This is a genomic window from Streptomyces sp. NPDC020489, assembly GCF_044386545.1.
Taxonomy (GTDB): domain Bacteria; phylum Actinomycetota; class Actinomycetes; order Streptomycetales; family Streptomycetaceae; genus Streptomyces.
In genome coordinates this window covers 228,155-241,248 of record NZ_JBIRUZ010000010.1, presented here as the reverse complement: position 1 = coordinate 241,248, position 13,094 = coordinate 228,155, and the positions used below count along the sequence as shown (strand labels likewise).

General features: G+C 71.5%; 12 protein-coding genes. 7 read left to right on the top strand and 5 right to left on the bottom strand.

Translation table 11 applies throughout. The annotated features are described in order from the left end of the window. The first annotated feature begins 84 nt into the window (after positions 1 to 84). The gene (locus tag ACH41F_RS26910) at positions 85 to 768 is read left to right on the top strand and encodes a GNAT family N-acetyltransferase (protein WP_398837844.1); all 684 of its coding nucleotides are present in this window, start codon (positions 85 to 87) and stop codon (positions 766 to 768) included. A gap of 111 nt (positions 769 to 879) precedes the next feature. Here ACH41F_RS26910 and ACH41F_RS26905 read toward each other — a convergent pair whose 3' ends face one another. Further along, positions 880 to 1,782, bottom strand: coding sequence for a rhomboid-like protein (locus ACH41F_RS26905; protein ID WP_398837843.1), 903 nt, complete (start codon positions 1,780 to 1,782; stop codon positions 880 to 882). A gap of 176 nt (positions 1,783 to 1,958) precedes the next feature. Between ACH41F_RS26905 and ACH41F_RS26900 the strand changes: the two genes are divergently transcribed. The 4 genes from ACH41F_RS26900 to ACH41F_RS26885 all read left to right on the top strand — a co-directional run bounded on the left by ACH41F_RS26900 (position 1,959) and on the right by ACH41F_RS26885 (position 8,692). After that, positions 1,959 to 2,636: a spermidine synthase gene (locus tag ACH41F_RS26900; RefSeq protein ID WP_398837842.1), complete on the top strand. Its 678-nt coding sequence runs from the start codon at positions 1,959 to 1,961 to the stop codon at positions 2,634 to 2,636. A 133-nt stretch (positions 2,637 to 2,769) separates the two neighbouring features. After that, positions 2,770 to 3,510, top strand: a complete 741-nt coding sequence (locus ACH41F_RS26895) for a response regulator (protein WP_391232848.1) — start codon at positions 2,770 to 2,772, stop codon at positions 3,508 to 3,510. Continuing rightward, the gene (locus ACH41F_RS26890; protein WP_391232849.1) at positions 3,507 to 4,613 is read left to right on the top strand and encodes an ATP-binding protein; all 1,107 of its coding nucleotides are present in this window, start codon (positions 3,507 to 3,509) and stop codon (positions 4,611 to 4,613) included. Before ACH41F_RS26895 ends, ACH41F_RS26890 begins: the two co-directional genes overlap by 4 nt. 293 nt (positions 4,614 to 4,906) lie before the next feature. After that, positions 4,907 to 8,692: a multifunctional oxoglutarate decarboxylase/oxoglutarate dehydrogenase thiamine pyrophosphate-binding subunit/dihydrolipoyllysine-residue succinyltransferase subunit gene (locus tag ACH41F_RS26885; protein ID WP_391232850.1), complete on the top strand. Its 3,786-nt coding sequence runs from the start codon at positions 4,907 to 4,909 to the stop codon at positions 8,690 to 8,692. A gap of 131 nt (positions 8,693 to 8,823) precedes the next feature. Here ACH41F_RS26885 and ACH41F_RS26880 read toward each other — a convergent pair whose 3' ends face one another. Together ACH41F_RS26880 and ACH41F_RS26875 are read right to left on the bottom strand one after the other, a co-directional pair. After that, positions 8,824 to 9,003 (bottom strand): DUF6104 family protein, encoded by a 180-nt coding sequence (locus ACH41F_RS26880; protein WP_003992906.1) that lies wholly within the window; start codon positions 9,001 to 9,003, stop codon positions 8,824 to 8,826. A 62-nt stretch (positions 9,004 to 9,065) separates the two neighbouring features. Continuing rightward, positions 9,066 to 9,902, bottom strand: a complete 837-nt coding sequence (locus ACH41F_RS26875; RefSeq protein ID WP_391232852.1) for a hypothetical protein — start codon at positions 9,900 to 9,902, stop codon at positions 9,066 to 9,068. A 152-nt stretch (positions 9,903 to 10,054) separates the two neighbouring features. On the opposite strand from ACH41F_RS26875, the gene ACH41F_RS26870 reads away from it, so the two are divergent. Both ACH41F_RS26870 and ACH41F_RS26865 read left to right on the top strand, forming a co-directional pair. Next, positions 10,055 to 11,071 (top strand): DUF4097 family beta strand repeat-containing protein, encoded by a 1,017-nt coding sequence (locus tag ACH41F_RS26870; protein ID WP_398837839.1) that lies wholly within the window; start codon positions 10,055 to 10,057, stop codon positions 11,069 to 11,071. A gap of 1 nt (position 11,072) precedes the next feature. Beyond that, positions 11,073 to 12,143 carry a helix-turn-helix transcriptional regulator gene (locus ACH41F_RS26865; RefSeq protein WP_398837838.1) on the top strand — a complete coding sequence of 357 codons (1,071 nt, stop codon included), beginning with the start codon at positions 11,073 to 11,075 and terminating at the stop codon, positions 12,141 to 12,143. 67 nt (positions 12,144 to 12,210) lie between these two features. On the opposite strand, the gene ACH41F_RS26860 is transcribed toward ACH41F_RS26865, so the two are convergent. Both ACH41F_RS26860 and ACH41F_RS26855 read right to left on the bottom strand, forming a co-directional pair. Continuing rightward, positions 12,211 to 12,777 (bottom strand): Clp protease N-terminal domain-containing protein, encoded by a 567-nt coding sequence (locus ACH41F_RS26860; RefSeq protein ID WP_391232856.1) that lies wholly within the window; start codon positions 12,775 to 12,777, stop codon positions 12,211 to 12,213. After that, entirely contained in the window at positions 12,777 to 12,986 is a 210-nt protein-coding gene (locus ACH41F_RS26855; RefSeq protein ID WP_007384656.1) for a helix-turn-helix domain-containing protein, read from the bottom strand. Before ACH41F_RS26855 ends, ACH41F_RS26860 begins: the two co-directional genes overlap by 1 nt. Between the last annotated feature and the right edge of the window lie 108 nt (positions 12,987 to 13,094).

Below are 13,094 nucleotides of genomic sequence, written 5' to 3'. Positions count from 1 at the left end.
GCGATCACCTCTGCCGGGGGGACGGCGGCGCTGCTGTAATAACCACCAGCTGCATTCACTTATTACCAGCGAGGGGACCGCGGCATGGACCGGATCGTGCGGGCATGGGTGGACGGATGGGTCGTCTCGCGCGGGGCGGCCCCACCGGTCCTCGAACCCTGGGGCTGCACGATCGACATGGGCATGGACGGCCATGTCACCCGGCACGTGTTCGGCGCGACCGGCGAGGACGTCGAGGAGGCGACCGTGCGCAAGGTGGCCGAGTCGGTCACGGGCGTCGGGGTGTGGCTGAAGGTGTTCCGGGACCCGACCGTGGTCCGCGGCTGGCTGGGCGAGGACTGGTGGATCGACCCCGCCCCGGGCTGTCTGATGACGCTCCCCCTCACCGCACCGGCCGCCGAGCCGGCACCCCCGCACGGCTACCGGCAGCGCACCTGGTCCCGGGGCGGTGTCACCCGCACCCTGCTCGCCGCCCCCGACGGCTCCTGGGCGGCCCGCGGCCAGGTCACCCCGACCGGCGCGACGGCGGTCGCCGACCAGATCGCCGCCTCACCGGCCCACCGGCGCAAGGGACTCGGCAGTCACGTCATGCGCACCCTCCAGCGGGCGGCAGCCGAACAGGGCGCCGAGACATGCGTCCTGGCGGGCACACCGGACGGCCGCGCCCTGTACGAGTCGCTGGGGTGGACCATGGTGGCCCCGCTGACCAGCGCGAAGTTCACCGGTCCGGGGGTGCCGCAGCGACCCCGTGCGGCAGCTCACGGCTGACGCCGACCTGCACGTACACGGAACTGCCCCTCACCGCGGGCTCGTTCACAGCCCGGCGGGGTGAACAGCGGCTCGGCGTCCCGCCGTTGACCCGGGCCGGGCGAGGGGAGCCTACGCGGCGGCGCGCGACCTGGCCCAGCGGCGGACCGTCGGCCAGGTGGCGATCCCGACGGACAGGGCCATCACGTGCCCCCACTCGGTCATCGGGTCGGTGAAGGCGAGGAGGCTCTGGAGGAGCATGCCCCCGAAGAGGACCAGCAGGGGCAGTCCGAGCCACCGCGGCAGAAGGCCCGCCAGGGCGCCCGTGGCGGCGGCGACACCGAAGCTGATGCCGTAGTCGAGGCGGTGCAGGGAGCTGTCGGGGAGGTGGCCGACCAACACGGCCAGTCCGACCGGGAGTTCGGTGGCGAGGGTGGCCAGGACATGGCCGAGCAGGAAGACCCCGGCCGCCCGCAGACCGCCGATCCGCCGCTCCAGCGCGGTCAGGACCAGCAGGAAGCCCAGCGCGTACGGCGACGCGACACCGCCCGCCATCCACAGCGCGCTCGCGACCAGGACGAGCACGGGCGTGCGCACGAGGTGGGCCACGTCGGTGCTGGAGCCCTGGAGCAAGGAGTGGACGACGGCGGGGTCGGCGTACGCGGTGACCAGCGAGGTGACGGCCAGGACCACGGCGTAACCGAAGGTGAACGGCGTCCCGGTGGGGGTGGGGAGCAACCGCCAGGGTCGCAGCCGGCGACGGGCCTCGGGGGCGGGCACCGGCTGGACGGGCACCGGCTGGACGGGGACGGGCGCGGACTCGGCGGGCGCGGGGGGCGACTCGGCAGGCTGCGACTCGACGGGCGCAGGCCCCGACTCGGCGGGCGCGAGGGCCGACCCGGCAGGCCCCGACCCGGCGGCCGCAGGACCCGGTGCGCGCTGGCTCGGTACCGCGTCCAGGAACCCCGCGGCGTCGGGGGGACAGGCGTCCGAGGGAGCGTGCAGGGCGTCCGTCGACTGCGCAGGCCGTTCCACCGTGGGGCGCTCCTTCCGTCGTTCCCCACCCTTCGCGCTCTCCTACCCCGCTGTCTGTGACCGGCGCCACGCGCACGCCGATTCACAGCGACTTCTCAACGACCCTGCGCAGGCCCGGAAGGACGGTCCGCTGGAAATCCCGGTGCACCCCGCACCGAGACTGCCAGGATGGACGGATGTCCCTCTCGTACGACATTCCCGAAGTCCTGGACCGTCGCGAGGGCCCGCACGGTGAGGTCGTGCTGCGCCGGCACGGTGAGTTGCTCCAGATCATCGCCAACGGGTGCTTCCTGATGGACACCTCCGACGGCCGCTCGGAGCGGCTGCTGGTGGACCTGGCGCGCGACGCGCTGGACGGCCGGCCGGAGCCGAGCGTGCTGATCGGCGGCCTCGGGGTCGGGTTCTCGCTCGCACACGCCGCCGGCGATCCACGCTGGGGCCGGATCGCCGTCGTGGAGCGCGAACCGGCCATCATCGACTGGCATCGCCGCGGTCCACTCGCCGCGCTCTCCGCCGCCGCGCTCGCCGACCCGCGCACCGCGATTCTGGAAACCGACCTTGTCACTTATGTGAATGAGACATCGGACACGTACGACGCGCTGTGCCTGGACATCGACAACGGACCCGACTGGACCGTCACCGAGAGCAACGACGGGCTGTACTCGGCGGTCGGACTGGCCGGTTGCGCGCGGGTGTTGAGACCCGGCGGGGTGCTCGCGGTGTGGTCCGCGCGACCTTCTCCGGAATTTGAAGGAACCCTCCGGAATGCCGGGTTCCGGCAGGTGCGTACCGAAGAGGTGCCGGTTGCCCGGGGCGTTCCGGACGTCGTGCATCTCGGTGTCCGACCTGGATAGCCGTGGCGTGGTGACTCCCCGTACCCTGCTTTCCGGCGCAGATCATTCAAGCGTCAATCGCAAGCATGCGCAGGCACAACCCAGTAAGCGGGATCACCCCACTGATTCCGGAAAGCAACCCTTGGGGCGGGCGATGGAGCAGACACACACCTCCCACAACGGCACGGCCACGGCCACTCCCGGTGCGCAGCGCCGGGTGCTGGTGGTCGAGGACGACCCGACGATCGTGGAGGCCATCGCGACCCGTCTGCGTGCCGAGGGATTCCTCGTGCAGACCGCGGGCGACGGTCCGGCGGCGGTCGACACGGCCGAGGCCTGGCAGCCCGACCTGCTGATCCTCGACATCATGCTGCCCGGCTTCGACGGCCTGGAGGTCTGCCGCCGCGTGCAGGCCGCCCGGCCGGTGCCGGTGCTGATGCTGACCGCGCGCGACGACGAGACCGACATGCTGGTCGGTCTCGGGGTCGGCGCGGACGACTACATGACCAAGCCGTTCTCGATGCGGGAGCTGGCCGCGCGCGTGCACGTGCTGCTGCGCCGGGTGGAGCGGGCCGCGCTGGCCGCCGCGACGCCCAGGAGCGGTATCCTGCGCCTGGGCGAGCTGGAGATCGACCACGCGCAGCGCCGGGTGCGGGTGCACAGTGAGGATGTTCACCTCACCCCCACCGAGTTCGACCTCCTGGTGTGCCTGGCGAACACCCCGCGCGCGGTGCTCTCCCGTGAGCAGCTCCTCGCCGAGGTGTGGGACTGGGCGGACGCCTCCGGCACCCGCACGGTCGACAGCCACATCAAGGCGCTGCGCCGGAAGATCGGCGCCGAGCGGATCCGCACGGTGCACGGCGTGGGCTACGCCCTGGAGACGCCGACGCCATGAGCGGCGGCCCGCCCGGACGCAGAGGCCCCTGGGAGCCCTGGGGCGGTGTGCGCCCGTTCTCGATCAAGACCAAGCTGGGGGCGCTCGTCGTCACCTCGGTCCTGATCACGACGGGTCTGTCGATGATCGCGGTGCGCACCAAGACGGAGCTGCGGTTCATCACGGTCTTCTCGATGATCGCCACGCTGTTGATCACCCAGTTCGTGGCGCACTCGCTCACGGCCCCGCTCGACGAGATGAACGCGGTCGCCCGCTCCATCTCGCACGGTGACTACACCCGCCGGGTGCGGGAGAACCGCCGGGACGAGCTGGGCGACCTCGCCGAGACCATCAACCGGATGGCCGACGACCTGGAGGCCCAGGAACAGCAGCGCAAGGAACTCGTGGCGAATGTCTCCCACGAGCTCAGAACCCCCATCGCGGGGCTCAGGGCGGTGCTGGAGAACATCGTGGACGGGTTCTCGCCCGCGGATCCCGAGACGATGCGTACGGCCCTGAAGCAGACGGAACGGCTGGGCCGGCTGGTCGAGACGCTGCTGGACCTCTCCCGCCTCGACAACGGCGTCGTCCCGCTGAAGGCGCGCCGTTTCGAGGTGTGGCCGTACCTCTCGGGCGTGCTGAAGGAGGCCAACATGGTCGCGTCGGCGCGCGCGGGCATCGCCTCCGGTTCCGGCAGCCACACGCGGACGGACGTGCATCTGCACCTGGACGTGTCCCCGCCGGAGCTGACCGCGCACGCGGACCCGGAGCGGATCCACCAGGTGGTGGCCAACCTGATCGACAACGCGGTCAAGCACAGCCCGCCGCACGGGCGCGTGACGGTCAAGGCCCGGCGCGGGTCCGTGCCGGACTCCCTGGAGCTGGAGGTCCTCGACGAGGGCCCCGGGATCCCGCGCTCCGAGTGGCACCGCGTCTTCGAGCGCTTCAACCGGGGGGCCGTGAACCGGCCACACGGTCCGGGCAGCGACGGCGGCACCGGGCTCGGCCTGGCGATCGCCCGCTGGGCGGTGGATCTGCACGGCGGCCGGATCGGAGTGGCCGAATCCGAGCGGGGTTGCCGGATCCTTGTCACCCTCCCGGGACTTACATCTCTGCCAAGTTGACGTAAAGTTCGAAGCGGAGCCACAAGATCCACCGCGGTCCGCGCTGACGGACACGTGTGATCACCTGTGATCTGCGACCGGCCCGCGCCATCGGCGTCCGAGGCCTGGCTCCGCCCTTGCCTCCTGAACCGGAACCACGCTTGTTTCCCGCCATTTCTGGCCCCGAAACGCGCTTTCCGATGTGACTTACACGACGATGACCATGCCCGGCCTGACCTTCCCGGCCGGGGAGGCGTAGCCTTTATTCCCGCTGTCCATCACCTTGTGAGAAGCGGAAGAGGGCGGTTACCGCCGTGTCGCCACAGTCCCCCAGTAACTCGAGCATCTCGACCGACGCAGACCAAGCGGGGAAGAACCCCGCTGCGGCGTTCGGTCCCAATGAGTGGCTCGTCGACGAGATCTATCAGCAGTACCTCCAGGACCCGAATTCGGTAGACCGAGCCTGGTGGGACTTCTTCGCCGACTACAAGCCGGGTGCGGCCGCCGCCCCGGCCGCGGCCGCTCCGGCCCCCGCGGCTCCGGCCCAGGCGGCTCCCGCCGCCCCGGCCGCTCCCGCGGCCCCCTCGGTGCCCGCACCGGCCCCCGCGGCCGCTCAGCCCGCCGCCGCCGCGCCCGCCGCGCCGGCGAAGGCCGCCGCCCCGGCTCCGGCCGCCGCTCCGGCCAAGCCCGCCGCGGCCAAGCCGAAGGCCGAGCCCGCCGCCGCCTCCGCGGACGGTCCGGAGCTGGTCACGCTGCGCGGTCCCGCCGCCGCGGTCGCGAAGAACATGAACGCCTCGCTGGAGGTGCCCACGGCCACGTCCGTGCGCGCCGTCCCGGTGAAGCTGCTCTTCGACAACCGCATCGTCATCAACAACCACCTCAAGCGCGCCCGGGGCGGGAAGATCTCCTTCACGCACCTCATCGGGTACGCGATGGTGCAGGCCATCAAGGCCATGCCGTCGATGAACTACTCCTTCGCGGAGAAGGACGGCAAGCCGACCCTGGTCAAGCCGGAGCACGTCAACTTCGGCCTCGCCATCGACCTGGTGAAGCCCAACGGCGACCGCCAGCTGGTCGTCGCGGGCATCAAGAAGGCCGAGACGCTGAACTTCTTCGAGTTCTGGCAGGCCTACGAGGACATCGTCCGCCGCGCCCGTGACGGCAAGCTGGGCATGGACGACTTCACCGGTGTGACGGTCTCCCTGACCAACCCCGGCGGCCTCGGCACCGTCCACTCGGTCCCGCGTCTGATGCCCGGTCAGTCGGTCATCATGGGCGTCGGCTCGATGGACTACCCGGCGGAGTTCCAGGGCACCTCCCAGGACACCCTGAACAAGCTCGGCATCTCGAAGGTCATGACGCTCACGTCGACCTACGACCACCGGGTCATCCAGGGCGCGGCCTCCGGCGAGTTCCTGCGGATCGTCGCGAACCTGCTGCTGGGCGAGAACGGCTTCTACGACGACGTCTTCGAAGCGCTGCGCATCCCCTACGAGCCGGTCCGCTGGCTCAAGGACATCGACGCCAGCCACGACGACGACGTCACCAAGGCCGCCCGGGTCTTCGAGCTGATCCACTCCTACCGGGTCCGCGGCCACGTCATGGCCGACACCGACCCGCTGGAGTACCGCCAGCGCAAGCACCCCGACCTCGACATCACCGAGCACGGCCTCACCCTGTGGGACCTGGAGCGCGAGTTCGCGGTCGGCGGCTTCGCCGGCAAGTCCCTGATGAAGCTGCGCGACATCCTCGGCGTGCTGCGCGACTCGTACTGCCGCACCACCGGCGTCGAGTTCATGCACATCCAGGACCCCAAGCAGCGCAAGTGGATCCAGGACCGCATCGAGCGCGCGCACACCAAGCCGGAGCGCGAGGAGCAGCTGCGCATCCTGCGCCGGCTGAACGCCGCCGAGGCGTTCGAGACGTTCCTCCAGACCAAGTACGTCGGCCAGAAGCGCTTCTCCCTGGAGGGCGGCGAGTCCGTCATCCCGCTGCTGGACGCGGTCATCGACTCCGCCGCCGAGTCCCGCCTGGACGAGGTCGTCATCGGCATGGCCCACCGCGGTCGCCTGAACGTCCTGGCGAACATCGTCGGCAAGTCGTACGCCCAGATCTTCCGCGAGTTCGAGGGCAACCTCGACCCGAAGTCGATGCACGGCTCCGGTGACGTGAAGTACCACCTGGGCGCCGAGGGCACCTTCACCGGCCTGGACGGCGAGCAGATCAAGGTCTCCCTGGTCGCGAACCCCTCGCACCTGGAGGCGGTCGACCCGGTCCTGGAGGGCGTCGCGCGCGCCAAGCAGGACATCATCAACAAGGGCGGCACCGACTTCACGGTCCTGCCGGTGGCCCTGCACGGCGACGCGGCCTTCGCGGGCCAGGGCGTGGTGGCCGAGACCCTCAACATGTCGCAGCTGCGGGGCTACCGCACCGGCGGCACGGTCCACATCGTCATCAACAACCAGGTCGGCTTCACGGCGGCGCCGGAGTCCTCCCGCTCGTCGATGTACGCCACCGACGTGGCGCGCATGATCGAGGCGCCGATCTTCCACGTGAACGGCGACGACCCCGAGGCAGTCGTCCGCGTGGCCCGGCTGGCCTTCGAGTTCCGTCAGGCGTTCAACAAGGACGTCGTGATCGACCTCATCTGCTACCGCCGCCGCGGTCACAACGAGTCGGACAACCCGGCCTTCACCCAGCCGCTGATGTACGACCTGATCGACAAGAAGCGCTCGGTGCGCAAGCTCTACACCGAGTCCCTGATCGGTCGCGGCGACATCACCCTGGAAGAGGCCGAGCAGGCGCTCCAGGACTACCAGGGCCAGCTGGAGAAGGTCTTCACGGAGGTCCGCGAGGCCACCTCCCAGCCGGGTCCCGCGGAGTCCTCGGACCCGCAGGCCGAGTTCCCGGTCGCGGTGAACACCGCGATCACCTCGGAGGTCGTCAAGCGGATCGCCGAGTCCCAGGTCAACGTCCCGGACAACATCACCGTCCACCCGCGTCTGCTGCCGCAGCTCCAGCGCCGGGCGGCGATGGTCGAGGACGGCACGATCGACTGGGGCATGGGCGAGACCCTCGCGGTCGGCTCGCTGCTCCTGGAGGGCGTCCCGGTCCGGCTCGCCGGCCAGGACTCCCAGCGCGGCACGTTCGGCCAGCGGCACGCGGTGATCATCGACCGTGAGACGGGCGACGAGTTCACGCCGCTGATGTACCTCTCCGAGGACCAGGCGCGGCTGAACGTCTACAACTCCCTGCTCTCCGAGTACGCGGCGATGGGCTTCGAGTACGGCTACTCGCTGGCCCGTCCCGAGTCCCTGGTGATGTGGGAGGCGCAGTTCGGCGACTTCGTCAACGGCGCGCAGACGGTCGTGGACGAGTTCATCTCGTCGGCGGAGCAGAAGTGGGGCCAGACCAGCGGTGTCACGCTGCTCCTCCCCCACGGCTACGAGGGCCAGGGCCCGGACCACTCGTCCGCGCGCCCGGAGCGGTTCCTCCAGCTGTGCGCCCAGAACAACATGACGGTCGCCATGCCGACGCTCCCGTCGAACTACTTCCACCTGCTGCGCTGGCAGGTGCACAACCCGCACCACAAGCCGCTCATCGTCTTCACCCCGAAGTCGATGCTGCGTCTGAAGGCGGCGGCCTCCAAGGCGGAGGAGTTCACCACCGGCCAGTTCCGCCCGGTCATCGGTGACTCCACGGTCGACCCGGCCGCGGTGAAGAAGGTCGTCTTCTGCGCCGGCAAGGTCTACTACGACCTGGAGGGCGAGCGGGTCAAGCGCGGTGTCACGGACACGGCGATCATCCGTATCGAGCGCCTGTACCCGCTCCCGGGTGCCGAGCTCCAGGCGGAGATCGCCAAGTACCCGAACGCCGAGAAGTACCTGTGGGCGCAGGAGGAGCCGGCGAACCAGGGCGCGTGGCCCTTCATCGCCCTCAACCTGATCGACCACCTGGACCTGGCGGTCGGCGCGGACGTGCCGCACGGCGAGCGTCTGCGGCGCATCTCGCGCCCGCACGGCTCGTCGCCGGCGGTGGGTTCGGCCAAGCGCCACCAGGCCGAGCAGGAGCAGCTGGTGCGTGAGGTGTTCGAGGCGTAGGTCTCGACGCGTGCAACTGAAGGGCCCGGTCCCCACGGTGTGGGGGCCGGGCCCTTCGGGTTCGGACGGGGAGAAACTCCGTGAGCGCGCGGCACCTACGGAACGTGCCGACCGCCGAACGAACAGACCGGCTACTCGTCGTCCTCGTCGTCCAGCCGCGCCAGCCAGGTCGCCAGCCGCTCCACCGGCACCTCGAAGTCCGGGTTGAGATCGACGAACGTCCGCAGCTGCTCGGCGAGCCACTCGAAGGTGACCTCCTCCTCGCCGCGCCGCTTCTCCAGTTCTTCGATGCCACGGTCGGTGAAGTACAACTCTCGCTCCTGATACGGACGGGACGAACCCTGGGACCTACTCCCTCAGGGTATGCCGTACGTCAGTCACGCGGACGTGCGAGGTCGTACGCCAGTCCCAGCGCCCCGTGGGCCAGCAGCAGGCCGCCCGCGGTGACCCAGCCGCCGCTGCGGGACCGCAGGCCCCAGGCCGCCAGGGGGAGGCCGGCGGCGACCTGGGCCAGCGCCAGGGCGCGCGCCCTGGGGTCGCCGGACCAGGGGAGCCAGGGGCTCAGCCGGCGGCCCGCGACCGTCTCGAGTTCCCCCCGGACCGCCTCGCGCCAGCCCTCCCCCTCGACGACGCGGGCGTCCGGCTGGACGCGGGCGACCTCGCGAAGTCGGTCGGCGGGATCACCGGGGGCGAGACCGGCGGGGAGGGTCAGGCCCGCGCGCGTGAGGACGGCCAGGAGACCGCGCAGGCGGGCGCGGGCGTCGGCCGCGGTGTCCGGTTCGGTGAGCGCGTTCAGGGACTGCACGTCGAGGACCGGGTCGAGGCCGAGGCGGGCGGCGAGGGTGCGCATCGCCTCGTCCTCGCCGGCCGGGGTGCCGTCGGCGAGCCAGACGTAGCCGACCGGCCGGCGGAAGCCGGAGGCGAGGGTGCAACCGCTGCGGTCGGCGTCCCACCACAGGGCGAGGACGGGCCAGGGGGCGCCGACGGCGAGTGCCGTGGCCCAGCCGGTGAGGACGCGGTCGACCGGTTCGCCGCCGTCCCGCCAGGGCTTGCCCTCGGGGACGAGGGCGCTCCACTCCTCGCCCGCGCCCGTGAGCAGCATGCGCTCCCGCAGCAGCTGGGCGGCGGGGGCGGCGGACTCGGGTGCCGCACGGCAGAGCAGGAGGGCGCCCGGGGCGGGGCCGGGGCGAGGGGTTTCCGTCGGCGACATGCTCACACGCTAGGCAGATTCCTACGATTTGGTCATTTCGGAGGCCGGTAAACGTCCCCAGAACGGGCGTCTTGACTTTCCAGGTCCGCGATATATCGTGAATAACCGAAGACGCGATATGGCGTGTGTGGTGTCACGGGGAGGTCTGCAGCATGTCCGAGTGGTCCGTCACAGAGCCGCGAAAGCTCACGTTCGAGGAGCCGGTGAGCCGTCTCCATGTGCGCGTCGTCAATGGAACGGTGAACGTCGTGGGCACCGACGAAGGTTCCGCCCGCCTGGAGGTCTCCGAGCTGGAGGGCCCGCCCCTGACGGTGACCCAGGAGGGCGGCACCCTGACCGTGGCCTACGACGACCTGCCCTGGAAGGGCTTCCTGAAGTGGCTGGACCGCAAGGGCTGGCGGCGCAGCGTTGTCGTCTCGCTTGCCGTGCCGGCCGACACCCGGGTCGAGGTGGGTGTGGTGGGTGCCGCCGCCGTGGTCTCGGGCATCGACGGACAGGCCGAGGTGAAGGGCGTCACCGGCGACACCACACTGGTGCGGCTCACCGGCCCGGTCCGCGCCGACACCGTCTCGGGCAACCTGGAAGCCCAGGCGCTGCGCGGCGACCTCCGGTTCAACTCCGTCTCCGGGGACCTGACCGTGGTCGAGGCGGGCTCCTCGGTCAGGGCGGACTCGGTGAGCGGTTCGATGATCGTCGACCTCGATCCCACCAGCCGCCCGGCCGACATCAGTCTGACCAGCGTCTCCGGCGAGATCGCGATCCGGCTCCCGCACCCGGCGGACGCGCAGGTGGAGGCGAACACCGCCAGCGGAACGGTCTCCAACGCCTTCGAGGACCTGCGCGTCGGCGGCCAGTGGGGCGCCAAGCGGATCACCGGCCGGCTCGGCGCGGGGCGCGGCAGCCTCAAGGCGACCACCGTCTCGGGCTCGATCGCCCTGCTGCGCCGCCCACCGGCGGAGGAGGAGCCATGGGACGTGGACCCCGCGGACCCCGCCGCCCCACAGGACGCGACCCCGCAGGACGCGGCTCCGGCACCCGAGGAGGCCGCCGGCGCGGCGACCCCGGCGGCCGGTGGGCACGGCGACTCGGGGGACAATTCCGTCTCCGGCCCGGGTGACGGCTCAACCGGTACCCCGGCCGACGGCACGACCGACAAGAAGGTGCTCTGACATGCCTCCCGTCTTCGCCCACGGCCGCCTCCGCCTCTACCTGCTGAAGCTGCTCGACGAGGCCCCCCGCCACGGCTACGAGGTGATACGGCTGCTGGAGGAGCGCTTCCAGGGGCTGTACGCACCGTCGGCCGGCACCGTCTACCCCCGCCTCGCCAAGCTGGAGGCCGAGGGACTGGTCACCCACACCACCGAGGGCGGCCGCAAGGTCTACGCCATCACGGACGCGGGCCGCGCCGAACTGGCCGACCGCAGCGGCGAGCTGGCCGACCTGGAGCTGGAGATCCGGGATTCGGTCGCCGAGCTCGCCGCCGAGATCCGGGCCGATGTGCGCGGCGCCGCGGGCGACCTGCGGCGCGAGATGCGGGCGGCCGCCTCGGAGGCCCGCCGCGGCGGTACCGGGAGCGGCGGTGAACAGGACGGCTTCCCCGGGGACTTCGGGGAGTACGGCGACAAGGAGGCGTGGCGCGCGGCGAAGGAGGAGATGCGGCGCGTCAAGCAGGAGTGGAAGGAACAGGCCAGGCGCGCCAAGGACGAGAGCAGGCGGGCCCGCGAGGAGGCCCAGCGGGCCCGGCGCCAGGCCAAGGAGGCGCAGGAACGGGCGCGGGCCCAGGCGCAGGAGGAGGTCCAGCGCATCGCCCGCCGGGTCCAGGAGCAGGTCCAGGACCACTTCGCGCGGGGCGACTGGCCGACGGGGGTGCGCGAGGGGCTGACCGAACTGGCCAAGGAGTTCGGTGAGTTCGGTCGGGAGCACGGCCGCGAGTTCGGCATGGACTTCGGGTTCGGGCACGGAGGTGCCGAGAAGAACGCGGAGAAGTCGTCGGCGCGGGCGCCCGAGTACACGCAGACCCCGCAGGACTTCCCCGCCGACTGCGAACCGGCCTGGGCCCACGAGGACGGCACCGGTGACCCGGCCCGCGACCTGGACCGACTCCTCGACCGCTTCCGCGACGACATCCGCGACACGGCCCGGGACCACGGCGTCACCCCGGACCAGCTCCGCGACACCCGCCGCCACCTGTCGACGGCGGCGGCACACATCGGGGCCCTGCTGCGGACGCCGAAGGGCTGAGAAGGCGGCGGCACCGGCGGCATCGGCGGTGGCGAGGGCGCCGATGCACCGGTGGCCGCCGCTCGGCTCAGCCGGCCTTCGCCTCTCCCCCGCCGTACAGCACGCGGGTCAGGGACTCGTACGTCACGTCGTGGTCGGCGAGCGTCTCGGACGAGGTGCCGGGGCGGACGGTGAGGGCGAGGAGGAGGTGTTCGTCGCCGATGTGCCGGTCGCGGTGGGCCAGGGCGATGCGCAGGGAGCGTTCCAGGACGCCCCTGGCCTCCCGTCCGAAGGAGGGGCGGCCGGACCACCAGCCCTTGCCCTTGCGGTCGCCGGACATCGCGCCGACGCCGTGCACCTCCTCGACGCGGGCCACGATCTGCGCGACGTCGATGCCGAGCCCGGCGAGGGCCTCGGACTCGGCCTGGGAGAGACCGGCCCGGCGGCGTGCCTCGGCGAGGGTCCGCCGTACGGACTCCTTGCGTTCCTCCGTGAGCCCGAGAGCGGCCAGGGCGAAGGAGGCGCGGCTCGCCTCCTGGTCGAGCAGCGTGAGCAGCAGGTGCTCGGCGTCGACGGTGGCCGCGCCCGTCCGTTCGGCCTGCTGCACCGCCGCCTGCACCACGGTGCGGGCGTCCTTCGTGAACCGCTCGAACATCAATGCCTCCCGTACTTCTTGTGCACGGCCTGCCTGCTCACTCCGAGTTCCGCGGCGATCTCCTGCCACGACCAGCCCTGGTTGCGCGCGCTGCGCACCTGTACCGACTCCAGTTGCTCCAGGAGCCGGCGCAGTGCGGCGACGGCGCGCAGGCCGACCCGTGGGTCACGGTCGCCCGCGCGTTCGGCGAGATCCGTTGCTTCGGTCATGCCGTCAACTTACGTTGACATCACCCGCATGTCAACCAGAGTTGACGCCTCCGTCGCCCTCAGGCTCCCGCGGGCGGCCCGGGGGGGCCGGGCCCGGGCACACGAAAA

Excerpts from the sequence above, each read along its gene's own strand:
- ACH41F_RS26910 (WP_398837844.1), top strand. The coding sequence starts at position 85 with ATGGACCGGATCGTGCGGGCATGGGTGGACGGATGGGTCGTCTCGCGC.
- ACH41F_RS26900 (WP_398837842.1), top strand. The coding sequence starts at position 1,959 with ATGTCCCTCTCGTACGACATTCCCGAAGTCCTGGACCGTCGCGAGGGC.
- ACH41F_RS26895 (WP_391232848.1), top strand. The coding sequence starts at position 2,770 with ATGGAGCAGACACACACCTCCCACAACGGCACGGCCACGGCCACTCCC.
- ACH41F_RS26890 (WP_391232849.1), top strand. The coding sequence starts at position 3,507 with ATGAGCGGCGGCCCGCCCGGACGCAGAGGCCCCTGGGAGCCCTGGGGC.
- ACH41F_RS26875 (WP_391232852.1), bottom strand. The coding sequence starts at position 9,902 with ATGTCGCCGACGGAAACCCCTCGCCCCGGCCCCGCCCCGGGCGCCCTC.
- ACH41F_RS26870 (WP_398837839.1), top strand. The coding sequence starts at position 10,055 with ATGTCCGAGTGGTCCGTCACAGAGCCGCGAAAGCTCACGTTCGAGGAG.
- ACH41F_RS26865 (WP_398837838.1), top strand. The coding sequence starts at position 11,073 with ATGCCTCCCGTCTTCGCCCACGGCCGCCTCCGCCTCTACCTGCTGAAG.
- ACH41F_RS26860 (WP_391232856.1), bottom strand. The coding sequence starts at position 12,777 with ATGTTCGAGCGGTTCACGAAGGACGCCCGCACCGTGGTGCAGGCGGCG.
- ACH41F_RS26855 (WP_007384656.1), bottom strand. The coding sequence starts at position 12,986 with ATGACCGAAGCAACGGATCTCGCCGAACGCGCGGGCGACCGTGACCCA.